The 22,019-nt window shown below is 71.4% G+C and carries 18 protein-coding genes; 6 read left to right on the forward strand and 12 right to left on the reverse strand.

The window, feature by feature from the left end:
* Nucleotides 1-29: 29 nt before the first annotated feature.
* From infB to rimP, 4 genes are all read right to left on the reverse strand, one after another.
* Nucleotides 30-3,173, reverse strand: coding sequence for a translation initiation factor IF-2 (gene infB / locus IF54_RS40955; RefSeq protein WP_078851897.1), 3,144 nt, complete (start codon nucleotides 3,171-3,173; stop codon nucleotides 30-32).
* Between the two features lie 146 nt (nucleotides 3,174-3,319).
* Nucleotides 3,320-3,616, reverse strand: coding sequence for a YlxR family protein (locus IF54_RS40960; RefSeq protein WP_078616769.1), 297 nt, complete (start codon nucleotides 3,614-3,616; stop codon nucleotides 3,320-3,322).
* 138 nt (nucleotides 3,617-3,754) lie between these two features.
* Nucleotides 3,755-4,750 (reverse strand): transcription termination factor NusA, encoded by a 996-nt coding sequence (gene nusA / locus IF54_RS0107075; protein ID WP_030315690.1) that lies wholly within the window; start codon nucleotides 4,748-4,750, stop codon nucleotides 3,755-3,757.
* Nucleotides 4,751-4,752: 2 nt separating this feature from the next.
* Complete coding sequence (gene rimP / locus IF54_RS0107080; RefSeq protein ID WP_030315692.1) at nucleotides 4,753-5,250, reverse strand: ribosome maturation factor RimP; 498 nt, start codon at nucleotides 5,248-5,250, stop codon at nucleotides 4,753-4,755.
* Nucleotides 5,251-5,426: 176 nt separating this feature from the next.
* Here rimP and IF54_RS0107085 point away from each other — a divergent pair, with 176 nt between their 5' ends.
* From IF54_RS0107085 to IF54_RS0107095, 3 genes are all read left to right on the forward strand, one after another.
* On the forward strand, nucleotides 5,427-5,984 hold the full coding sequence (locus IF54_RS0107085) for a hypothetical protein (protein ID WP_030315693.1): 558 nt from the start codon (nucleotides 5,427-5,429) through the stop codon (nucleotides 5,982-5,984).
* A complete protein-coding gene (locus IF54_RS0107090) occupies nucleotides 5,981-6,427 on the forward strand; it encodes a ferritin-like domain-containing protein (RefSeq protein ID WP_030315695.1) in 447 nt (148 codons plus the stop codon). The genes IF54_RS0107085 and IF54_RS0107090 overlap by 4 nt, the downstream gene beginning before the upstream one ends.
* 150 nt (nucleotides 6,428-6,577) lie before the next feature.
* Nucleotides 6,578-7,492, forward strand: a complete 915-nt coding sequence (locus IF54_RS0107095) for an aminoglycoside phosphotransferase family protein (protein WP_030315697.1) — start codon at nucleotides 6,578-6,580, stop codon at nucleotides 7,490-7,492.
* 76 nt (nucleotides 7,493-7,568) lie between these two features.
* On the opposite strand, the gene IF54_RS0107100 is transcribed toward IF54_RS0107095, so the two are convergent.
* The 3 genes from IF54_RS0107100 to IF54_RS0107110 all read right to left on the reverse strand — a co-directional run bounded on the left by IF54_RS0107100 (nucleotide 7,569) and on the right by IF54_RS0107110 (nucleotide 11,077).
* Nucleotides 7,569-9,272, reverse strand: a complete 1,704-nt coding sequence (locus IF54_RS0107100; RefSeq protein WP_030315698.1) for a proline--tRNA ligase — start codon at nucleotides 9,270-9,272, stop codon at nucleotides 7,569-7,571.
* 178 nt (nucleotides 9,273-9,450) lie between these two features.
* Nucleotides 9,451-9,981 (reverse strand): GNAT family N-acetyltransferase, encoded by a 531-nt coding sequence (locus IF54_RS0107105; RefSeq protein ID WP_030315699.1) that lies wholly within the window; start codon nucleotides 9,979-9,981, stop codon nucleotides 9,451-9,453.
* A gap of 247 nt (nucleotides 9,982-10,228) precedes the next feature.
* Nucleotides 10,229-11,077: a GNAT family N-acetyltransferase gene (locus IF54_RS0107110; protein ID WP_030315702.1), complete on the reverse strand. Its 849-nt coding sequence runs from the start codon at nucleotides 11,075-11,077 to the stop codon at nucleotides 10,229-10,231.
* Between the two features lie 296 nt (nucleotides 11,078-11,373).
* On the opposite strand from IF54_RS0107110, the gene IF54_RS0107115 reads away from it, so the two are divergent.
* Complete coding sequence (locus IF54_RS0107115) at nucleotides 11,374-11,802, forward strand: hypothetical protein (RefSeq protein ID WP_234438929.1); 429 nt, start codon at nucleotides 11,374-11,376, stop codon at nucleotides 11,800-11,802.
* Between the two features lie 10 nt (nucleotides 11,803-11,812).
* Here the strand turns inward: IF54_RS0107115 and ispG are convergent, their stop codons facing one another.
* The 4 genes from ispG to IF54_RS0107135 all read right to left on the reverse strand — a co-directional run bounded on the left by ispG (nucleotide 11,813) and on the right by IF54_RS0107135 (nucleotide 17,703).
* Nucleotides 11,813-12,970, reverse strand: a complete 1,158-nt coding sequence (ispG, locus tag IF54_RS0107120) for a flavodoxin-dependent (E)-4-hydroxy-3-methylbut-2-enyl-diphosphate synthase (RefSeq protein ID WP_028809840.1) — start codon at nucleotides 12,968-12,970, stop codon at nucleotides 11,813-11,815.
* Between the two features lie 170 nt (nucleotides 12,971-13,140).
* Nucleotides 13,141-14,433, reverse strand: coding sequence for a M50 family metallopeptidase (locus IF54_RS0107125; protein WP_107047806.1), 1,293 nt, complete (start codon nucleotides 14,431-14,433; stop codon nucleotides 13,141-13,143).
* A gap of 8 nt (nucleotides 14,434-14,441) precedes the next feature.
* Entirely contained in the window at nucleotides 14,442-15,698 is a 1,257-nt protein-coding gene (gene dxr, locus IF54_RS0107130; protein WP_030315709.1) for a 1-deoxy-D-xylulose-5-phosphate reductoisomerase, read from the reverse strand.
* Nucleotides 15,699-15,771: 73 nt separating this feature from the next.
* Nucleotides 15,772-17,703: an acyl-CoA dehydrogenase family protein gene (locus tag IF54_RS0107135; protein ID WP_030315711.1), complete on the reverse strand. Its 1,932-nt coding sequence runs from the start codon at nucleotides 17,701-17,703 to the stop codon at nucleotides 15,772-15,774.
* Between the two features lie 366 nt (nucleotides 17,704-18,069).
* Between IF54_RS0107135 and IF54_RS0107140 the strand changes: the two genes are divergently transcribed.
* Nucleotides 18,070-19,083, forward strand: coding sequence for a LacI family DNA-binding transcriptional regulator (locus IF54_RS0107140; RefSeq protein WP_030315713.1), 1,014 nt, complete (start codon nucleotides 18,070-18,072; stop codon nucleotides 19,081-19,083).
* A 167-nt stretch (nucleotides 19,084-19,250) separates the two neighbouring features.
* The gene (locus IF54_RS0107145) at nucleotides 19,251-21,299 is read left to right on the forward strand and encodes a TIM-barrel domain-containing protein (RefSeq protein WP_030315716.1); all 2,049 of its coding nucleotides are present in this window, start codon (nucleotides 19,251-19,253) and stop codon (nucleotides 21,297-21,299) included.
* A gap of 72 nt (nucleotides 21,300-21,371) precedes the next feature.
* Here the strand turns inward: IF54_RS0107145 and IF54_RS0107150 are convergent, their stop codons facing one another.
* Nucleotides 21,372-21,992, reverse strand: a complete 621-nt coding sequence (locus tag IF54_RS0107150) for a chorismate mutase (protein WP_030315718.1) — start codon at nucleotides 21,990-21,992, stop codon at nucleotides 21,372-21,374.
* Nucleotides 21,993-22,019: the final 27 nt, after the last annotated feature.

Consider the following 22,019-nt stretch of genomic DNA (forward strand, 5'->3'; position numbering starts at 1 on the left):
CGATCGGCCCCGATCGCGTGCTGTGACGGTCAGCTGCGCGGCTTCTCGCGCATCTCGTACGTCGCGATGACGTCGTCGACCTTGATGTCGTTGAAGTTTCCGAGGTTGATACCGCCCTCGAAGCCTTCCCGGATCTCGGTGACGTCGTCCTTGAAGCGGCGCAGACCGGAGATGTTGAGGTTCTCCGCGATGACCTTGCCGTCGCGGACGAGGCGCGCCTTGGTGTTGCGCTTGACCTCGCCCGAGCGGACCAGGACACCGGCGATGTTGCCCAGCTTGGACGACTTGAAGACCTCGCGGATCTCCGCCGTGCCGAGCTCGACCTCCTCGTACTCCGGCTTGAGCATGCCCTTGAGGGCCGCCTCGATCTCCTCGATGGCCTGGTAGATCACCGAGTAGTACCGGACGTCGACGCCCTCGCGCTCCGCCATCTGCGCCGCGCGGCCCGCAGCGCGGACGTTGAAGCCGATGACGATGGCGTCGGAGCCGGTCGCCAGGTCGATGTCCGACTCGGTGACCGCACCCACGCCGCGGTGCAGGACGCGGATGTCGACCTCTTCGCCGACGTCGAGCTGGAGCAGCGAGGACTCGAGAGCCTCCACCGAACCGGACGCGTCGCCCTTGATGATGAGGTTGAGTTCCTGCACCAGACCGGCCTTGAGGGCCTCGTCCAGGTTCTCCAGGGAGAACCGGACTCCGCGCCGGGCGAAGTTGGCGTTGCGCTCGCGCGCCGCGCGCTTCTCGGCGATCTGACGGGCCGTACGGTCCTCGTCGACCACCAGGAAGTTGTCGCCGGCACCCGGGACGTTGGTGAGACCGAGGACGAGGACCGGGGTCGAGGGACCCGCCTCTTCCACGTTCCCGCCCTTGTCGTCGAGCATCGCGCGGACACGGCCGTACGCGTCGCCGACCACCATGGTGTCGCCGACCCGCAGGGTGCCTCGCTGCACCAGGACGGTCGCGACGGCACCGCGGCCACGGTCGAGGTGGGACTCGATCGCAATACCCTGCGCGTCCTGCTCCGGGTTGGCCCGCAGGTCGAGCGAGGCGTCCGCGGTGAGGACCACGGCCTCCAGCAGGCTCTCGATGTTGAGGCCCTGCTTGGCGGAGATGTCGACGAACATGGTGTCGCCGCCGTACTCCTCGGCCACCAGGCCGTACTCGGTCAGCTGACCGCGCACCTTGGTCGGGTCGGCACCCTCGACGTCGATCTTGTTGACCGCGACGACGATCGGGACGTCAGCCGCCTTGGCGTGGTTGAGCGCCTCGACCGTCTGCGGCATGACGCCGTCGTTGGCCGCGACGACCAGGATCGCGATGTCGGTCGACTTCGCACCACGGGCACGCATGGCGGTGAACGCCTCGTGACCCGGGGTGTCGATGAAGGTGATCTTGCGCTCTTCGTCGTTGACCTGGGTGGTGACCTGGTACGCGCCGATGTGCTGCGTGATACCGCCGGCCTCGCCCGCGACGACGTTCGTCTTGCGGATGGTGTCGAGGAGGCGGGTCTTGCCGTGGTCGACGTGACCCATGACGGTGACGACCGGCGGACGCGCGACGAGGAACTCCTCGCCACCCTCGTTCTCGCCGAACTCGATGTCGAAGGACTCGAGCAGCTCGCGGTCCTCCTCCTCCGGGCTGACGATCTCGACGATGTAGTTCATCTCACCGGCGAGCAGCTGGAGGGTCTCGTCGGAGACGGACTGCGTGGCAGTGACCATCTCGCCGAGGTTCATCATCACGGCGACGAGCGACGCCGGGTTGGCGTTGATCTTCTCCGCGAAGTCGGTGAGGGAGGCACCGCGCGACAGGCGGACGGTCTGTCCGTTGCCGCGAGGCAGCATCACGCCGCCGACCGACGGGGCCTGCATGGCCTCGTACTCCTGGCGCCTCTGCCGCTTCGACTTGCGACCGCGACGCGCGGGACCGCCGGGGCGGCCGAAGGCGCCCTGCGTGCCACCACGGCCACCGGGACCGCCGGGACGACCACCGAAACCGGGACGACCGCCGCCACCGGCGCCGGGACCACCCGGACGACCGGCGAAGCCGCCGCCACCGCCACCGGGACCACCGGGACGACCGGCGAAACCGCCACCGCCGCCACCGGGACGACCGGCGAAGCCGCCGCCGCCACCCGGGCGACCGCCGCCGCCACCGGGACGACCGCCTGCGCCGGGACCGCGACCGCCGGGGCCACCGCCGCCGGGACGCGGCCCGGCAGCCGGACGCTGCGGCATCATGCCGGGGTTGGGACGCGGGCCGCCGGGGCCGCCGCCGGGACGGGGACCGCCCTGCGGACGGGGCATGCCGCCCGGGCTGGGACGGGCGCCGCCCGGAGCCTGCGGACGGGGACCGCCCGCCGCGCCCTGGGGACGGGGACCGCCCTGGCCCTGACCCTGCGGACGCGGGGCGCCGCCGGGAGCGCCACCGGGGCCACCCGGGCCGCCGGGACGCGGGGCGCCGCCGGGACGGGGCGCCTGCGGGCGCGCCATGCCGGTGGAGCCACCAGAGGTGAAGGGGTTGTTGCCCGGACGGGGACCGGCCGGACGGGCACCGGGACGAGCACCCTGGCCACCCGGACGCGGGGCGCCGGGACGGTCGGTGCGGTCACCACGGCCCTGGCCGCCCTGACCGGGGGCACCGGCCGGACGCGGGGCGCCGGGACGCGGGGCCTGCTGGCCGGCCGGACGCGGGGCGCCCGGACGCGGGCCGGAGCCCTGGCCCTGCGCACCCTGGCCCTGGGAGGCCGGAGCGGCGGGAGCCGACGGGGGTGCCGTGAATTCGGGCGTGGTCGGAGCCGGGGACGCCGGCGCGGGGCGCGGCGCGGGCTTCGGGCCCGGGGTGGGACGGGGGCCGGGAGTGACCGGCGCGGCGGAAGCCGCGGGCCGCTCGGCGGCGGCCGGCTTGGGGGCCGGCGGGCGCGGGGCGGCCGGACGGGCTGCCTGCGCGGGAGAGGGGGCCGCCGGACGTGCCGGGGCGGCCTTGCGTGCGGGGGCGGCCTTGCCGCCTCCGTTGCCCTGCTGGAGGGCGTCCGTCAGCTTACGGACGACGGGCGCTTCGATGGTCGAAGACGCCGAACGGACGAATTCACCGAGTTCCTGGAGCTTGGCCATGACGACCTTGCTCTCAACCCCGAACTCCTTGGCGAGTTCGTATACCCGGACCTTAGCCACTTCGCTCCTTTTAGGTCCGGGTGTGTCCGGACCGTCGCTACTTCATGGGCGTACTCATCGCGTGCTCATCGAGTGCTCATCGCAATCTCGACCTACTTCCAACTCGCGGGGTACCAGGGCCGCACGGGGGTTCCGCGCGACCTTCCTTACGGTGTTGCCTGCCGGCAACTCTCTGTCTGCTCGACGTACTGGCGCAACGCGTTTGTGTCGAGCGCTCCCGGGGCGCGCAGCGCCCGCGTGAACGCCCGGCGGCGTACCGCCTGGTCGAGACAGACCAGGGCGGGGTGGATGTACGCACCCCGGCCGGGCAGCGTACCGCGATGATCGGGGACGCATGCGTCCTTGATCGCCACGATGCGCAGCAGATCGGTCTTGGCCGCTCGCTGCCTGCATCCCACACAGGTGCGTTCAGGGCATGCTCGGGCGTGCGTCCGGCCAGACACTCTTAAGTCTACCTCCCCGTAACGACCTCACCCCTTGGGGGCAGGGATCGAACGGTTGTTGTCGTGATCTCAGCGGCGTACGGCTTGGATCTATTCCTCAGCCCTGCTCCGCTGTCCTGTGCTGCGGCCCTGACGGTCTCAGCGGTCCTGGTCGGCGGGCTGCTCGGTGTCCGGCCGGATGTCGATCCGCCAGCCGGTGAGCCGGGCGGCGAGCCGGGCGTTCTGCCCTTCCTTGCCGATGGCGAGGGAGAGCTGGTAGTCGGGGACGGTCACGCGCGCGGAGCGGGCCGCCATGTCCACGACCTCCACCTTGGAGACCCGGGCCGGCGACAGCGCGTTCGCCACCATCTCGGCCGGGTCGTCCGACCAGTCGACGATGTCGATCTTCTCACCATTGAGCTCGCCCATGACATTGCGCACCCGGCCGCCCATGGGGCCGATGCAGGCGCCCTTGGCGTTCAGGCCCGAACGGGTGGACCGGACGGCGATCTTGGTGCGGTGACCGGCCTCACGCGCGATGGCGGCGATCTCGACGGAGCCGTCGGCGATCTCCGGCACCTCCAGGGCGAAGAGCTTCTTCACCAGGTTGGGGTGGGTGCGCGAGAGGGTGACGGACGGGCCGCGCACACCCCGCGCCACCCGTACGACGTACGACCGCAGCCGCATGCCGTGCGGATACGTCTCCCCGGGGACCTGCTCCTGCACCGGCAGGATGGCCTCCAGCTTGCCGATGTCCACGAGGACGTTCTTCGGGTCGCGGCCCTGCTGGACCACGCCCATGACGATGTCGCCCTCACGTCCCGCGTACTCGCCGAGCGTCGCGTCGTCCTCGGCGTCGCGCAGCCGCTGGAGGATGACCTGCTTGGCGGTGGTGGCGGCGATCCGGCCGAAGCCCGAGGGGGTGTCGTCGAACTCGCGGGCCTCCTGGCCCTCCTCGAGGTCGTCGGGGTCCTCCTTCGCCCACACGGTCACATGGCCGGTCTCCCGGTTGAGCTCCACGCGCGCGTGACGGCGGCTTCCCTCGGTGCGGTGGTAGGCGATGAGGAGGGCCGACTCGATCGCCTCGACCAACAGGGGGAAGGAGATCTCCTTCTCCCGTACCAAGCCCCGCAGGGCACTCATGTCGATGTCCACGGCTACGCCTCCTCTTCGTTCTTGTCTTTGCGGTTGAACTCGACCTGCACGCGTGCCTTGTCGATGTCGGAGAAGGCGATTCTGCGCGCGGTGGCCTTACGGCCCTTCACACCGGGGACCTCGAGGTCGAGGCCTTCGTCGTCGACGGTCAGGATCCGCGCGACGAGTTCGCCGCCGTCGGTCAGCTGGAACTTCACCAGCCGGTCCACGGCGCGCACGTAGTGCCGGTGCTCCTTGAGGAGCCGCTCGGCGCCCGGGGTGCCGACCTCGAGGGTGTACTCCCCCGCGCCCATCGCGTCGTCCTCGTCGAGCTTCGCCGAGAGCGCACGGCTCACATCGGCGATCTGGTCCAGGTCGGCACCGGTGTCGGAGTCCACGACGACGCGCAGCACGCGCTTCCGGCCGACGGAGTCCACGGCGATCTCTTCGAGATCCAGGCCCTGGGAGGTGACGAGCGGTTCCAGGAGCTCTCGCAGCCTCTCGCTCTGGGTGGTGCTCATCCGGGTGACTCCTCGGCCGCGTGTGCTGTTGTGGGTAGGTCGCGTGTCTGGTCAAAGGGTATCCGGTCGCGGGGGGTGTTGCCGTCCAGGTGAGGTCGGATGCGCGGGTACCGTGATCGCCGGCGGGCCCGACCTCCCGCCCGTGTGTTCGTACGAGCTTCCCGAGGACGTCTGCCGTGTCGTACCCCCCTCCGCCGCGCGTTCCCCCGGGGCCGCGCAGAAGATCCCTGCTCGCGTCGGTCGCCGGGGGCGTCCTGCTGACGGGATGCTCCGACGGCGGCAAGAGCGGCGAGGAGGGGACCGCCGGCAGTCCCTCCGTCGCCGAGCGGGTACGCGCGCGTGCGGCGCGGGACAGCCGGGGGATCGTCGAGCGGTACGACGCCGTCCTGGCCGCCTTCCCTGCGCTCGCGGAGCGCGTGGGGCCGTTGCGGGCGGAAGCGGTGCGGCACGCGGAGGCGTTCGGGGAGACGGCCCCCAAGGCCTCCCCGAGCCCGTCGGTCAGCCCCTCCGGCACACCGGACGGCGCCTCGTCCTCGCCCTCCGCCTCTCCGTCGGCCCCTGTGCCCGCGACCGAGAAGGACGCCCTCGCCCAGCTCGCCGACGCCGAGCGGGCGCTCGCCGACCGGCGGGCCAAGGCGCTGCTGGACGTGCCGGGCGAGCTGGCCCGGCTGCTGGCCTCGGTGGCGGCGGCCGGGGCGGCCCACGCCTATCTGCTGACGGAGGGTTCCCGATGAGCGAGAAGCGTGAGCTGGAGGCCCTTCAGGAGGCGCTGGCCGCCGAGCACGCGGCGGTCTACGGCTACGGCGTCGTCGGCGGCCGGATCGGCGCCGCCCGGCACACGGAGGCCGTGGCCGCCTACGACTCCCACCGGGCCCGCCGGGACGCGCTGGCGCGTGCCATAGGGGACCTGGGCGGCACCCCGGTGGCGGCGTCGGCGGCGTACGCCCTGCCCTTCCCGGTGCCGGACGCGGCCGCGGCCGTACGGTTCGCCGCCGTCCTGGAGGACCGGGTGGCCGGGGTGTACGCGGACGTGGTCCGGGCAACCGAGGGCGAGCGGCGTGGCACGGCCGCCGAGGCGCTGCGGGAGGCCGCGGTGCGGGCGGTGCGCTGGCGAGGCGGCAGCGTAGCCTTCCCTGGGCTCGCGGAGCGGGCGGGAACGGCAACGCCCACGGCGTGAGACGGCGTTCGCGAGCGGCGATCGCACACGGCGGGAACGGCGGGACACGGCAGTCGCCACCTGCGGGACACGGCGGTCGCGCCTGCGGGACACGGCGGTCGCGCCTGCGGGACACGGCGGGACACGGCATCGGAAGGGAACGACTCGCGCATGGCTTTCGAACCGCCGCAGCGGCTGGTACGGGCGCTCGCCGAGAGCGCGCCGGACGGTGACGCCTGGGTGGAGGAGCTGCCCGAGGCGGCCGAACGAGCCGTCGCCGCGCGGGAGTTGACCGTGGAGCGGGTCCAGGTGCCGGGCGGGCGCAGCAGCCTGGTGGTGCTGGTGCGGCTGCCCGACGGCACCCCCGCGGCGCTGAAGCTGGCCCCGCCGCGGTACCGGCCGGAGGCCGAGCGGGCGGCCCTGGCGCACTGGGGCGGGCTGGGGGCCGTCCAGCTGATCGAGTCGGCCGCGACGGACGGTGTCCCGTCGACGGAGGGTGTCCTGCTGCTGGAGCGGCTGCATCCGGAGGTCTCCGTGCGCTCGCTGCCGGAGGCGAAGGCGTGGCTGGAGGCGGCGGGGACGCTGCGGCGGCTGTGGGTGGCGCCGCCCGAGGGGACCGTCTTCGAGACGGTGGCCGAGCGGACCGGGCGGCAGGCCGTGGCCATGCGGGGCGCGTCCGCCCCGGCGGAGGTGGCGGCGCTGGTGGACGCGGCGCTCGCGGCCCGCGAGGAGCTGCTGGCCGCACCGCCCGAGGTGCGGTTGCTGCACGGGACCTTCCGGCAGAGCAAGGTGCTGGCGGGCGACCGCGCCCCCTGGCTGGCGGTGGGGCCGGATCCGGTGGTCGGGGAGTGCGCGTTCGACCTGGCCCGGCTGGTGCGGGACCGGGTGGAGGACCTGATCGCCTCGCCGTCGGGGGCCGCGACCACGCGCCGCCGGGTGAAGCGGCTCGCGGAGTCGCTGGACGTGGACCAGGAGCGGCTGCGCGGGTGGACGCTGTTCCGGGCCGCGGAGTCCGGAGTGCGCGCGCTGCGGGTGGGCCGGCCCCGGGACGCGGAGCTGTTGCTGGAGTTCGCCGGGTGGCTTTGATCCGAGGGGCAGGGCGTCGCCGTCCTGCCCCTCATCACATCGGCCCGGCTGTCGGAGACGGCTCCGACGCGGTGCCCTACGCGCTCAGGCGGGCGATCGCCTCGTCCACCGTCAGCTCCTCGCGCTCGCCGGTGCGGCGGTCCTTGAGCTCCAGAACGCCCTCGGCGGCACGGCGGCCCGCGACCAGGATCTGCGGTACGCCGATGAGCTCGGAGTCGGTGAACTTCACGCCCGGGGACACCCCGGCCCGGTCGTCGACCAGGACCCGCAGGCCCGCCGCGCGCAGCTTCTCGGAGACGTCGAGGGCAAGTTCGATCTGGAGGGCCTTGCCGGCGGCGACGACGTGGACGTCGGCCGGGGCGACCTCGGCGGGCCAGCACAGGCCCTTGTCGTCGGCGGTCTGCTCGGCGAGGGCGGCGACCGCGCGGGAGACGCCGATGCCGTAGGAGCCCATGGTCACGCGGACCGGCTTGCCGTTCTGGCCGAGGACGTCGAGCTTGAGGGCGTCGGCGTACTTGCGGCCCAGCTGGAAGATGTGACCGATCTCGATGGCCCGGTCCAGCTTGAGGCCGGTGCCGCACTTCGGGCAGGGGTCGCCCTCCTGGACGACCACGACGTCGACGTACTCGTCGACCTCGAAGTCACGGCCGACCAGGACGTGCTTGGCGTGCGTGCCCTCCTTGTTGGCGCCGGTGATCCAGTCGGTGCCGGGGGCCACGCGCGGGTCGGCGATGTACTTGACCTTCTCCCCGAGGCCCTGCGGTCCGACGTACCCGCGGACCAGGTCGGGGCGGCCCGCGAAGTCCGCCTCGGTGACCATCTCGACGGCGGCGGGCGCGAAGTGCGCCTCGACCTTGTCCAGGTCGACCTCGCGGTCGCCGGGGACACCGACGGCCACGATCTCGCCGTCGACCTTCACGAGGAGGTTCTTGAGGGTGGCCGCGGCCTCGACGCCGAGGTGGGCGGCGAGGGTCTCGATGGTCGGGGTGTCCGGGGTGGGGATCTCCTCGAGGGCGGGGACGGCGGTACCGTCCACCGGCTTCAGCTCGTAGGTGATCGCCTCGGTGTTGGCCGCGAAGTCGCAGTTCGGGCAGTCCGCGAAGGTGTCCTCGCCGGCCTCGGCGGGGGCGAGGAACTCCTCCGACTTGGAGCCGCCCATCGCGCCGGCGGTGGCCGCGCAGATGCGGTAGTCGAGGCCGAGGCGCTCGAAGACCTTCTGGTAGGCCTGGCGGTGCAGGGCGTAGGACTGTGCCAGGCCCTCGTCCTCGGTGTCGAAGGAGTAGGAGTCCTTCATCAGGAACTCACGGCCGCGCAGGATGCCGGCCCGGGGGCGGGCCTCGTCACGGTACTTGTGCTGGATCTGGTAGAGGATGACCGGCAGGTCCTTGTAGGAGGACGCCTGGTCCTTCACCAGCAGGGTGAAGATCTCCTCGTGGGTCGGGCCGAGGAGGTAGTCGCCGCCCTTGCGGTCCTGGAGCCGGAACAGTTCGGCGCCGTACTCGTCCCAGCGGCCGGTGGCCTCGTACGGCTCCCTCGGCAGCAGGGCCGGGAGCAGGACCTCCTGGGCGCCGATCGCGTCCATCTCCTCGCGGACGATCCGCTCGACGTTGGCCAGCACCTTCTTGCCGAGCGGCAGCCAGGACCAGATGCCGGCGGCGGTGCGGCGCACGTACCCGGCGCGCACGAGCAGCTTGTGGCTGAGGACCTCGGCGTCCGCCGGGTCGTCGCGCAGCGTCTTCGCCATCAACTGCGACATGCGCTGGACCGGTGCGTTCGCCATGGTTCTCGTACTCCTGCCGGGAAAGGGTGATGGCCGGGGATGCCTGGCACCTTCCCGTCGTCCGCCGGGAGGGCGGCCGCGCGGGATCCGGTGCGGGTGATCGCGAGGCGCCGGAGCCACCCTCGACGGGGATCCCCGGCGCGAGTTTAAGCCGGGGGCCGGTGCCGGTGGAAATCCGTCAGCGGCGGCGCAGCGGCAGAGGGGCGCCCATCACGGCGTACGGCTTCGGGGCGCTCGGGAAGAGGACCTGGCGGGCGAGGTCCTGGTAGCCGAGGGAGTGGTACAGGCCGCGGGCCGGGCTGTCGGTGTCGATCGCGGAGAGGATCGAGCGGGGCTGCGTGGCGCCGTCGGTGATGGTGGTGATCAGGGTCCGGCCGATGCCGCGGTTCTGGTGGTGGGGGTGGACGTGCAGCTCGGTGATCACGAAGGAGTCGTCGAGCCAGAGGTCGTTGTGCTGGGCGCGGAGGTAGGGCTCCACGACGGTGGACCACCAGTGGGTGCGGTCGTTGGGCATGCCGTACACGAACCCGACGAGGGCCCCGGCGACCGTGGCGCCGAGGGCTCTCGCACCGGGGTAGGTCATGTGCCGCAGCACGATCTGCCGCCGCACCGCGACCTCGTCCGCACCGAGACCGAAGGCGACGGCCTGCACCGCGAGGGCCTCGTCCACGTGGGCGGACAGGTCCAGGGGGCCGATGACGAGGTCCATGTCGGCAGGGTACAGGGGGTGTTCGGGCGGGGGGCCGAGGGGCGGGGCGGCTGCGGGGCGGAGTGGTCGGCGGGTGGGTGGTTGCGGCGGATCGGTGCGCTGCGCTGCCCCAAGGGCAGGGGTGCCCGCGGCCGGGCATGCCGATCCGTCGGCTCCCATCGGGGGCGGGGCTGCTCGCGGGTGAGCGGGCCGGACCGGCCGGCAGCCGGAGAGTCGGAACAGCACGCCCCGACCGGCAGCCCGAAAGTCAGAACAGCACGCTCATGAACGCCCCGACCTCCTGGAACCCCACGCGCGTGTACGTCCTTCTCGCGGGCGTGTTGAAGTCGTTCACGTAGAGACTCACCACGGGGGCCACGTCCGCGAGGGCGTAGCGCAGCACCGCCGCCATACCGGGGGCGGCCACTCCCCTGCCCCGGTACTCGGGGGCCACCCAGACGCCCTGGATCTGACAGGCCCGGTCCGTGGCCGCGCCGATCTCGGCCTTGAAGACGACCTTGCCGTGCTCGTCGAGGCGGGCGAAGGAGCGGCCGGAGCCGACCAGTTCGGCGACCCGGGCCTGGTAGAGCAGTCCCCCGTCGCCGGCCAGCGGTGAGACGCCGACCTCCTCGGTGAACATCGCCACGCAGGCCGGCATGATCGTCTCCATCTCGTCCTTGCGGATGCGACGGACGTACGGGTCCGGGGCGACCTCGGTGGACATGCGGTCGGTGACCATGAGGGGCTGGTGGGCGCGGACCTCCCGGGCCGGACCCCAGGTGGGTTCCAGCAACCGCCACAGCTGGGCGGTGGGTTCGGCGGGCCCGACGATGGAGGAGCAGCGGCGGCCGGCCCGTCTCGCCCGGTCGGCGAAGGCGCGGACGGCTCGCGGGGTCGCGCAGATGGGCACCAGGTTGGCGCCGGCGTAGCAGAGGGACGTCAGCATGCCGTCCTCGTACCAGCCCCACATCTCGCCGCCGAGCCGCCAGGGGTCGAGGCCGGCCACCTGAACCCTCGACGTCACGAAGGCGTTCGCGACCGGCTCACGGTCGAGGACGGCGAGCGCGGCGTCCAGGTCGCTCGGTTCGAGGACCCGGGAGGTCGTCTGGGTCAACACGGGCGGGCCTCACGGTGGGGTCTGCTGATCTCCGCACTGTACCTGCGGAAGCTGAGCCGTGCCGACCTGTGTTTCGGTGCCGGTCGCTTTGGAGGCCACGGGAGTTCCGGTGACCGTCTCCGGGAGCTGCCGCCCCCGGCCCCCCGCTTCGGCCCCCGAAAGGGCCTCGTCCTCAAACACCGGACGGGCTGGAATGCCTGGCCCGCGCCGGGATGCGCTGCCACACCTGTGCTGAGCTGTGCACAGACAGCACGGGACGACTGAACAACCGGAACCGTGTCCGACCCGGCACCCTCGTGATCTGCGGAGCGCTCGTCACGCCGTCGCTCAAGGGGCGGGGGCTCGCCGGACGTGTGCTCACCGCGCTGCGGGACGCCGGGCAGGAGGCGGGGCTGCGGCGCGTGGTCGCCCCGGTGCGGCCGACCGCCAAGGCCCGTTGTCCCCTGACGCCCATCGAGTCGTATCTGCGATGGCGGCGGACCGACGGAACCTCCCTCGACCCGTGGATCCGTACCCATGAACGCCTGGGCGCCGAGATCCTCGCCGCCGCGCCCGAGTCACAGACGATGACCGGGACCATGGCCGAGTGGGAGGGCTGGACGGGCCCCGCCCTCCCCGAGTCCGGCGACTACGTCATCCCCGACGGGCTGTCGGTGCTGCGGGTCGACCGGGACGCCGACCTCGGCCTCTACCGGGAGCCGAACGTCTGGATGCGGCACCGGTGAGCCACGGGCGTCAGCCCGCCACGGACACCGACGGCTCACCCGACTCCACGCCCGCGTCCTGCATCTGCTCGGCGATCTTCATCGCCTCCTCGATGAGGGTTTCCACGATCTTGGACTCGGGGACCGTCTTGATGACCTCACCCTTGACGAAGATCTGGCCCTTGCCGTTGCCGGAGGCGACGCCGAGGTCGGCCTCGCGGGCCTCGCCGGGGCCGTTGACGACACAGCCCATGACGGCGACGCGGAGGGGGACCTCCATGCCGGTCAGGCCTGCCGTGACCTCCTCGGCCAGCTTGTAGACGTCGACCTGGGCGCGGCCGCAGGACGGGCAGGAGACGATCTCCAGGCCGCGCTGCTTGAGGTTCAGGGACTCCAGGATCTGGTTGCCGACCTTGACCTCCTCGACCGGCGGGGCCGAGAGGGACACGCGAATCGTGTCGCCGATGCCCTGGGAGAGGAGGGCGCCGAAGGCCACGGCCGACTTGATCGTGCCCTGGAACGCCGGGCCGGCCTCCGTCACACCGAGGTGCAGCGGGTAGTCGCACTGGGCGGCGAGCTGCTTGTACGCCTCGATCATGACGACCGGGTCGTTGTGCTTGACGGAGATCTTGATGTCGCGGAAGTCGTGCTCCTCGAAGAGGGATGCCTCCCACAGGGCGCTCTCCACGAGGGCCTCCGGGGTCGCCTTGCCGTACTTCTGGAGCAGCCGGCGGTCCAGGGAGCCCGCGTTCACGCCGATGCGGATCGGGGTGCCGTGGTCGCGCGCCGCCTTCGCGATCTCCTTGACCTTGTCGTCGAACTGCTTGATGTTGCCGGGGTTGACGCGGACGGCCGCACAGCCGGCCTCGATCGCCGCGAACACGTACTTCGGCTGGAAGTGGATGTCCGCGATCACCGGGATCTGCGACTTGCGCGCGATGGTCGCCAGCGCGTCCGCGTCGTCCTGGGTGGGACACGCCACCCGCACGATCTGGCAACCGGACGCCGTCAGCTCGGCGATCTGCTGGAGCGTGGCGCCGATGTCCGACGTACGCGTCGTGGTCATCGACTGCACGGAGACGGGGGCGTCACCGCCGACCGCCACAGACCCGACCTGGATCTGCCGGCTCTTGCGGCGCTCGGCAACCCTGGTCGGAACGGACGGCATGCCGAGAGAAATCGCAGTCATCTGCTGTGCAACCCCAAGTCGTGGATCAAGGTCCAGGTCCCGTCAGCGGCGGGCTCCAGACTTCGAGATTACGGCACCGACCGGCCCACGAGCACATCCCGCCCACCAAACCCACTCAATGGAAGGCGGCCCGGCATGGGGCACACCGGGCCGCCTTGAACGCCGTACGGCTACGAGATGCGGACCGGGTTGACGACGTCCGCGATGAGGACGAGGACCGTGAAGCAGATGAAGATCCCCGCCACCACATAAGCCACCGGCATCAGCTTCGCCACGTCGAACGGGCCCGGGTCCGGGCGCTTGAGGAGCCTGGCCAGGTTGCGGCGGAGGGACTCCCAGAGGGCGCCCGCGATGTGGCCGCCGTCCAGGGGGAGCAGCGGGAGCATGTTGAAGAGGAACAGGGAGAGGTTGAAGCCCGCCACCAGCATCAGCGCCATGGCGAGTTGCTGGGTGGGCGGGATGTCCAGGGTGAAGATCTCGCCGCCGACCCTCGCCGCTCCGACCACGCCCATCGGGGAGTCCGGCTGGCGCGGGGCGTTGTCGAAGGCCGCGTTCCACAGGGCGGGGATCTTGCCGGGCAGGGCGGCGAGGGAGTCGACGGCCTCGCCGACGCGGTCGCCCATCCACACCACGGAGTCGCCGAAGTCCTGCTTGACGATGCCGGTGGCGGCGCTGAAGCCGAGGAAGCCGGCGGTGACGTACTCGCCCTGGACGTACTGGCCGCTGGAGTCCTTCTTGGCGACCTGGTTGGAGGCGATCTTCGCGGTGAGGGTGAGGCCCTTGCCGTCGCGCTCGACGACGATCGGGACCGTCTTGTCGGGGTTGGCACGAATGAGGTCGGAGAGCTTGTTCCAGTCGTCCGTCTTCACGCCGTTGAACGCGATGATCTTGTCGCCCGCCTTGAGGCCGGCGGCCGCGGCCGGGGAGGCGGGGTCGGAGGCCTTGCAGGTCTCGCGGTTCTGGCTCTGGGCGATCACGCACTTGGAGACCGAGCTGACCGTGTTGGTCTGCTGGGAGATGCCGAAGCCCATGAGGACGGTGAGGAACAGGGCGACCGCGAGGACGAGGTTCGCGAAGGGGCCCGCGAACATCACGATGACGCGCTTCCAGGGCTTACGGGTGTAGAAGAGGCGTTTCTCGTCGCCCGGCTGGAGTTCCTCGAAGGCGGCCGAGCGGGCGTCCTCGATCATGCCGCGCCAGGGGGAGGTCGAACGGGCGCTGATCCGGCCGTCGTCGCCGGGCGGGAACATGCCGATCATGCGGATGTAGCCGCCGAAGGGAACGGCCTTGATGCCGTACTCCGTCTCACCCTTCTTGCGGGACCAGACGGTGGGCCCGAAGCCGACCATGTACTGCGGCACGCGGATGCCGAACAGCTTGGCGAAGGACAGGTGACCCAGTTCGTGCCACGCGATCGAGACGAGGAGGCCGAGGGCGAAGAGCCCTATGCCGAGGATGAACATCAGGGTCGTCATGCACGGGCCTCCGCCGTCTGTGCCGTCAGTTCCCGGGCCCGGGTCCGCGCCCAGGTCTCCGCTTCGAGGACGTCCGCGACGGTGAGCGAGGTTCCCCGGCTCGGGGTTCCGTGCTCGTCCACCACCCGGGTCACGGTCTCCATGATCCCGTTGAACGGCAGTGCGCCGGCCCGGAAGGCCTCGACGCACTCCTCGTTGGCGGCATTGAACACCGCCGGGGCCGTGCCCGCGAGCTCGCCCACGTGCCGCGCGAGGTTCACCGAGGGGAACGCCTCGTTGTCGAGCGGGAAGAACTCCCAGGTCGACGCCTTGCTCCAGTCGAAGGCGGGGGCCGCGTCGGGGACGCGCTCGGGCCAGCCGAGACCGATGGCGATCGGCCCCCGCATGTCGGGGGGCGTCGCCTGGGCGATCGTGGATCCGTCGGTGAACTCAACCATCGAGTGGACATACGACTGGGGATGCACGACCACCTCAATCCTGTCGAAGGGAATGTCGTAGAGGAGGTGTGCCTCGATGACTTCGAGTCCCTTGTTGACGAGGGTCGCGGAGTTGATGGTGATGACCGGGCCCATGGCCCAGGTGGGGTGGGCGAGGGCGTCCTCGACGGTCACCTGGGCGAGATCTGCTTTGGTACGGCCGCGGAAGGGGCCGCCGGACGCGGTGACGACCAGCTTGCGGACGTCGGCCCGGGTCCCGGAGGCCAGGGACTGGAAGAGGGCCGCGTGCTCGGAGTCGACCGGGATGATCTGGCCGGGCTCGGCGAGTGCCTTGACCAGCGGGCCGCCCACGATGAGGGACTCCTTGTTGGCGAGCGCGAGGGTGCGGCCCGCCTTCAGGGCGGCGAGGGTGGGGGCGAGGCCGATAGAGCCGGTGATGCCGTTGAGGACGGTGTGGCAGTCGGAGGCGGCCAGGTGGGTGGCCGCGTCGGGTCCGGCGAGTATGTCGGGGAGCGGTCGACCCGGGCCGTGGAGACTGGTGAGCGCCTCGCGCAGCTGCGGGACGACGTCCTCGCGGGCGACCGCGACGGTCCGTACCCCGAGCCGGTGTGCCTGCTCGGCGAGGAGCGCGACGCGGCCGCCGTTGGCGGAGAGCCCGGTGACCCGGAACCGGTCGGGGTTGCGCAGCACGAGGTCGATGGCCTGGGTGCCGATGGAGCCCGTGGAGCCGAGGATCACCACGTCCTTCGGCCCGTCGCCCGCGACCGGGTCGTAGACGAGGTGCGGGTCGGCGAGGGGGGCTGGACTGTCGCTCATCGTTCCATTGTGGCCGTAAGGACGGCGTAGGAGGACAGCGCGTCCCCTCAGGGGGTGCGCTGTCCTCGCGGGGTCACCGGATCGGGCGGTGGACGTTCTCCTTCTCGGAGGGGCCGGGGGTGGCGTCGGCGATCCAGGCGCCTTCGCCGGAGGGGTCGACGATGCCGTCCTCCAGCCAGGCGTAGGTGCCGGACATGACTCCCTTGACGACCTTGCGGTCCTGGTCGTCGGTGTTGTTCCAGAGGCGGCCGAAGAGTTCCTCGACGCGCAGCCGGGACTGGTGGCAGAAGGCGTCGGCGAGCTGGTAGGCCTCGCGGCCGTGGGACTCGGTGCTGCGCAGCAGTTCGGCTCGGACGCAGGCCGCGGACATGGCGAACAGCTCCGCGCCGATGTCCACGATCCGGCCGAGGAAGCCCTGCTTGGTCTCCATGCGGCCCTGCCAGCGGGACATCGCGTAGAAGGTGGTGCGGGCTAGCTTGCGGGAGGTGCGTTCGACGTAGCGGAGATGCGTCGAGAGGTCGACCTCGCGTTTGAACTCGGCGTAGGAGGTGGGGAGTTGTCCGGGTCCTGCGACCAGTTTGGGGAGCCACTTGGCGTAGAAGACGCCGGCGTTCGCGCCTGCCTTGGCCTTGTCGGACAGGGACTTGTCCGGGTCGATCAGGTCGCCCGCCACGGAGAGGTGGGCGTCGACGGCCTCGCGGGCGATGAGGAGGTGCATGATCTCGGTGGAGCCCTCGAAGATGCGGTTGATGCGCAGGTCGCGCAGGACCTGTTCGGCGGGGACGGCCTTCTCGCCGCGGGCGCGCAGGGACTCGGCGGTCTCGAAGCCGCGGCCGCCGCGGATCTGGACGAGTTCGTCGGCGACGAGCCAGGCCATCTCGGAGGCGTAGAGCTTGGCGAGGGCGCCCTCGATGCGGATGTCGTTGCGGTTCTCGTCGGCCATCTGGGACGAGAGATCGAGGACGGCCTCCAGGGCGAAGGTGGTCGCCGCGATGAAGGAGATCTTGGAGCCGACGGCCTCGTGGTGGGCGATCGGCTTGCCCCACTGCTCGCGGGCCGCGGACCATTCGCGGGCGATCTTCAGGCTCCACTTGCCGGCGGCCACGCAGGAGGCGGGCAGGGAGAGGCGGCCGGTGTTGAGGGTGGTGAGCGCGATCTTCAGGCCGGCGCCCTCGGGGCCGACGCGGTTCGCGGCCGGAACCCGGACCTGGTGGAAGCGGGTGACGCCGTTCTCGATGCCGCGCAGGCCCATGAAGGCGTTGCGGTTCTCGACGGTGACGCCGGGTGAGTCGGTCTCCACGACGAAGGCGGTGATGCCGCCCTTGTGGCCCTCGCTCCTGGGGACGCGGGCCATGACCACGAGGAGGTCGGCGACCACGCCGTTGGTGGTCCAGAGTTTCACTCCGTCGAGGATGTAGTCGTCCCCGTCGGGCAGTGCGGTGGTGGCCAGCCGGGCGGGGTCCGAGCCGACGTCCGGCTCGGTGAGCAGGAAGGCGCTGATGTCGGTGCGGGCGCACCGGGGCAGGAACTTCTCCTTCTGCTCCTGGGTGCCGAAGAGTTTGAGCGGCTGCGGTACGCCGATCGACTGGTGGGCGGAGAGCAGCACGCCGATGGCGGGGCTGGCGGAACCCACGAGGGCCAGTGCCTTGTTGTAGTACACCTGGGTGAGGCCGAGGCCGCCGTACTTGGGGTCGATCTTCATGCCGAAGGCACCGAGTTCCTTGAGCCCGTTGACGATGTCGTCGGGGATGCGGGCCTCGCGTTCGATGAGAGCGCCGTCGACCTTCGTCTCGCAGAAGTCGCGGAGCTGGGCGAGGAACTCCTCGCCGCGCCGGGCGTCCTCGGCGGGGGGCACGGGGTGCGGGTGGATGAGGTCGAGCCGGAACCGCCCGAGGAACAGTTCCTTGGCGAAGCTGGGCTTGCGCCAGTCCTGCTCCCGGGCGGCCTCCGCCACCTCGCGGGCCTCGCGTTCGGTGACGACGGGCTTGGTGGACGGTGCGGACATTGGGGCTCACCTCGTCGCGAATCGGGATCTTGGTGCCGATGCGTTACTGACCGGTGCTACTCGATCGTATGTACCTGATCCCGGGCGAGGCCACCACCCCGCGCGCGGCCGTTCGGCCGAAGCCGACGGAACGCGACGCGGTGTCGAGCGGTCGGCGCCCCGGAGGGCCCGGTACCGGCGGCGTACTCGTGTTCGGTGTTCCTGTCGTGGTAGGCAGGAGGCCTCGTCCCGCACAGGAGTCTCTGTCGAAGCGCTTCGACAGCCTATGGACACCCACTCGCGGGGGAGCTACTGTCGAACCACCCCCCACCCCCACCTGTTCGCACTGCGCACTGTCGAAGCGCTTCACAAAGCTTGGAGAGCTGGATGGTCACCCTCGCCGAGGTCGCCCAGCACGCCGGAGTCTCGGCCAGCACGGTGAGCTATGTCCTCAGTGGCAAGCGGTCCATCTCCACGACCACCCGGCACCGGGTCGAGCAGAGCATCCGGGAACTCGGCTACCACCCGAACGCGGGCGCCCGCGCGCTCGCCAGCAGCAGGTCGAACATCATCGCGCTGATGGTCCCGCTCCGCACCGACATGTACGTGCCGGTGATGATGGAGATCGCCATCGCGGTGGCCACCACGGCCCGTACGCACGGCTACGACGTGCTCCTGCTGACCGGTGAGGAGGGTCCCGACGCGGTGCGCCGGGTGACCGGCAGCGGTCTGGCGGACGCGATGATCCTGATGGACGTCGAGCTCGACGACGAGCGGCTGCCGCTGCTGCGCGGCACCGACCAGCCGTCCGTGCTCATCGGCCTCCCCGCCGACACCTCGGGGCTGACCTGCGTCGACCTCGACTTCCGGGCCACCGGCGCGCTGTGCGTGGAGCATCTCGCGAAGCTCGGTCACCGCGACATCGCTGTCATCGGCGAGGCCCCCGCGGTCTACGAGCGGCACACCGGTTTCGCCGAGCGCACACTCGACGGACTGCGGTCCCGCGCCCTGGAATTGGGCGTACGACTGCTGCACCGGCCGTGCGACGGCGGGTACGACGCGATGGCCGTGACCGTCGCCCGGATCCTCGACGAGCGCCCTGCCACGACCGGGTTCGTCGTGCAGAACGAACAGGCGGTGGAGCCGCTGCTCGCGCTGCTGCGGCAGCAGGGCCGGGCCGTCCCCGAGGACGTCTCGGTGGTCGCGATCTGCCCCGAACAGGTCGCCCTCCAGGCCTCGGTGCGGCTGAGCTCGGTCTCCATCCCCGCCCAGGAGATGGGCCGGCACGCCGTGGAACGTCTCGCCGCGAAGCTGGAGGGCCGCGGTGAGGACGAAGTCGTCCTGCTCGAACCCGAGTTGACGGTCCGGTCGAGCACGGGGCCGGCGCCTTCGGTGTCCTGACACCACCGGAGCCAGTCCATCGGAGCCCTTCCACCCGATCCCGTCCACCGGATCCCATCCGTCGGCCCCATCCGTCAGATCCCGCCCACCGGATCCGACCCACCCCACACCACGCGTTCCGTGACTGTGCGGCACGCCCCTGTCCGCATGCCTTCAGGAGCCCCCTCGTGAACCAGCCTGCCGCAGTACAGCCCAAGGTCAGCCTCGCGCAGTCCTCCCCCACCGTCGGCACCTTCCGGGAGCGGGACGGCGCGCTGGAGTGGAGCGGGCGCCAGGAGACCGTGCGCATCGAGCCCTGGGGCCCGGACGCGGTCCGGGTGCGGGCCCGGCTCGGCGGGCCGGTCCTCGAGGGGCTGCCGGGCGCTCTGCTCGACGAGCCGCCGGCCACCGAGAGCACGGTCAAGACCGTTGACGGGGAAGCCTGGTTGACCGTGGGCGCGCTGACCGTCCACGTCGACGCCGAGGGGCAGCTCCGCTTCCTGCGCACCGAGGACTCCGCCGAACTGCTCGCGGAGGCCCGCGCCCACTTCTGGTGGCCCGGCTCTCGCCTCTACACGGCGGTCGGCAACGGCCACCACCGGCTGGAGCAGCGCTTCGCCGCCTACGACGACGAGAAGCTGTACGGGCTCGGCCAGCACCAGCACGGCAGGCTGGACCAGAAGGGCCTGGTGGTGGACCTGGTCCAGCGCAACGCCGAGGTCGCCATCCCGGTCCTGGCCTCCAGCCGCGGCTACACCCTGCTGTGGAACAACCCGGCGATCGGCCGAGTGGAACTCGCCCACAACGGCACGCGCTGGGTGGCCGACTCGGCCCGCCAGATCGACTACTGGATCACCGCGGGCGACCCGGCGGACGGCCAGCGCCGCTACAGCGCGGTGACGGGCCGTACGCCGATGCTGCCGGAGTGGGCGGCCGGGTTCTGGCAGTGCAAGCTGCGCTACCGCACCCAGGACGAACTCCTCGGCGTGGCACGGGAGTACAAGCGACGCGGGCTGCCCCTCTCGGCGATCGTCTGCGACTTCTTCCACTGGACGCACCTCGGCGAGTGGAAGTTCGACCCGGCCGAGTGGCCCGACCCGGCGGCGATGGTCCGTGAACTGGAGGAGCTGGGCATCAAGTTGGTGGTCAGCGTGTGGCCGTCGGTGTCGCCGCTGAGCGAGAACCACCCCGTGATGGAGCAGCGCGGGTACTTCATCGGCACCCAGTACGGCCCGATGGCGCACGCCGACTGGCCGGACAAGGAGGTCGCCTCCACGGTCCAGGTCGCCTTCTACGACGCCACGAACCCGGAGGCCCGCGAGTTCGTGTGGTCGCGCGTGAAGGAGAACTACCTGGAGCCGTACGGCATCACGGCGTTCTGGCTGGACGCGTGCGAGCCGGAACTGAAGCCGGGCTTCCAGGAGAACCTGCGCTACTGGGCGGGGCCCGGACTGGAGGTCGGCAACAGCTACCCGGCGGAGAACTCCCGCACCTTCCACGAGGGCCTGACGGCGGCCGGCGAGGAGGTCATCACCCTCAACCGCTCGGCCTGGGCGGGCAGTCAGCGCTACGGCGCCGCGCTGTGGTCCGGTGACATCGGCACCGACTTCGCCACCCTGCGGACGCAGATCGCGGCCGGACTCAACACCGCGATGTCCGGGATTCCCTGGTGGAACACGGACATCGGCGGCTTCCACGGCGGCGACCCGGACGACCCGGCGTACCGCGAGGTCATGGTCCGCTGGTTCCAGTTCGGCGCGCTGTCACCGCTGATGCGGCTGCACGGGTTCCGTGACCCGGGGATGCCGCTGGGGCCGGACATGACGGGCGGGCCGAACGAGGTGTGGTCGTACGGGGAGGAGGCCGGCGCGATCCTGGAGAAGTACCTGCGGCTGCGGGAGCGGTTGCGGCCGTACGTGCTCCGGGTGATGCGCGAGGCGCACGAGGAGGGGCTGCCGCCGATGCGGCCGCTGTTCCTGGAGTTCCCGGAGGACCCGGTGGCGTGGGGGGTCGACGACGCGTATCTGTTCGGGGCGGATGTGCTGGTGGCGCCGGTGCTTGACGCTGGAGCGAGGGCCCGGGCCGCTTATCTTCCGGTGGGTTCGTCGTGGACGGATGCTTGGACGGGAGTGACGTATGAGGGTGGGGCCACGGTGACTGTCGATGCGCCGTTGGACCGGATTCCGTTGTTTCTGCGGGACGGGGCGCGGGTGCCGATTCGGGAAGGGGCGCAGTAGGTCGTTCCTCGGGTGCGGCTTCGCTGTGGCTGGTCGCGCAGTTCCCCGCGCCCCTAAAAGAAAAAGACTCCTTCAGCCCCGGCAGATTGACGGCAGCGCCCTGTGCAGGGCTCGGGTGTGCAGGGCGTCCAGGTGGTTCTCGTAGTGGACCTGGAAAGTCGCCAGGGCCAGTTCGGGGCGGCAGACGAAGGTGCCGCGGTTCTCCGCGGTGTCGGCCAGGGCCTGGACCAGTGCGCTGGTGATCTGGTTGATCTGCTGGCGTACGACGGTCAGGTCCGGCTTGGTCGTCGGGGCCTGGTCGGGGTGGTCGGTCCAGCGCTGGAACAGACCGCGCTGGACCACCTTGTTGGCCTCGATCTGGTCGCGGAAGATCGTCCGGATCTCGTCCGGGTCGGCGCCGAGCTGCTGGGCCTGGGCGGCCACGTTGTCGAGGACCTGCTGCTCGCGGGCCGGGTCGTCGATGGGGCTGTCGGTGCCCCACTTTGCGGCGGCGACGAGGTCGGCGGTGGCCAGGCGCTCGGCGGCCAGCTCGACGACCGGGTGCAGGGGGGACAGGGAGAGGGCGGCGGCGTGGGGGGCCGTGGCGGTGCCGGAGACCGGAACCGCGACCGCGGAACCCGTCGCGCCGAGGACGACGGCCGCGGTCGCGGTCACGGTGATCAGGGCACGTCGGAGGGGGGTGGTGGTACGCATGTGCCCATCCAACCCGACGTACTCCCA

The sequence above is a fragment of the Streptomyces sp. NRRL B-3229 genome (genome assembly GCF_000719505.1).
Lineage (GTDB): Bacteria > Actinomycetota > Actinomycetes > Streptomycetales > Streptomycetaceae > Streptomyces > Streptomyces griseorubiginosus.

What these genes read in the sequence shown, in the direction of transcription:
- IF54_RS0107100 (WP_030315698.1), bottom strand. Translation starts at nt 9,272, where the DNA reads ATGGCGAACGCACCGGTCCAGCGCATGTCGCAGTTGATGGCGAAGACG.
- IF54_RS0107095 (WP_030315697.1), top strand. Translation starts at nt 6,578, where the DNA reads ATGGCTTTCGAACCGCCGCAGCGGCTGGTACGGGCGCTCGCCGAGAGC.
- ispG (WP_028809840.1), bottom strand. Translation starts at nt 12,970, where the DNA reads ATGACTGCGATTTCTCTCGGCATGCCGTCCGTTCCGACCAGGGTTGCC.
- IF54_RS0107150 (WP_030315718.1), bottom strand. Translation starts at nt 21,992, where the DNA reads ATGCGTACCACCACCCCCCTCCGACGTGCCCTGATCACCGTGACCGCG.
- rimP (WP_030315692.1), bottom strand. Translation starts at nt 5,250, where the DNA reads ATGAGCACCACCCAGAGCGAGAGGCTGCGAGAGCTCCTGGAACCGCTC.
- IF54_RS0107090 (WP_030315695.1), top strand. Translation starts at nt 5,981, where the DNA reads ATGAGCGAGAAGCGTGAGCTGGAGGCCCTTCAGGAGGCGCTGGCCGCC.
- dxr (WP_030315709.1), bottom strand. Translation starts at nt 15,698, where the DNA reads ATGAGCGACAGTCCAGCCCCCCTCGCCGACCCGCACCTCGTCTACGAC.
- IF54_RS0107125 (WP_107047806.1), bottom strand. Translation starts at nt 14,433, where the DNA reads ATGTTCATCCTCGGCATAGGGCTCTTCGCCCTCGGCCTCCTCGTCTCG.
- IF54_RS0107140 (WP_030315713.1), top strand. Translation starts at nt 18,070, where the DNA reads ATGGTCACCCTCGCCGAGGTCGCCCAGCACGCCGGAGTCTCGGCCAGC.
- IF54_RS0107135 (WP_030315711.1), bottom strand. Translation starts at nt 17,703, where the DNA reads ATGTCCGCACCGTCCACCAAGCCCGTCGTCACCGAACGCGAGGCCCGC.
- IF54_RS0107105 (WP_030315699.1), bottom strand. Translation starts at nt 9,981, where the DNA reads ATGGACCTCGTCATCGGCCCCCTGGACCTGTCCGCCCACGTGGACGAG.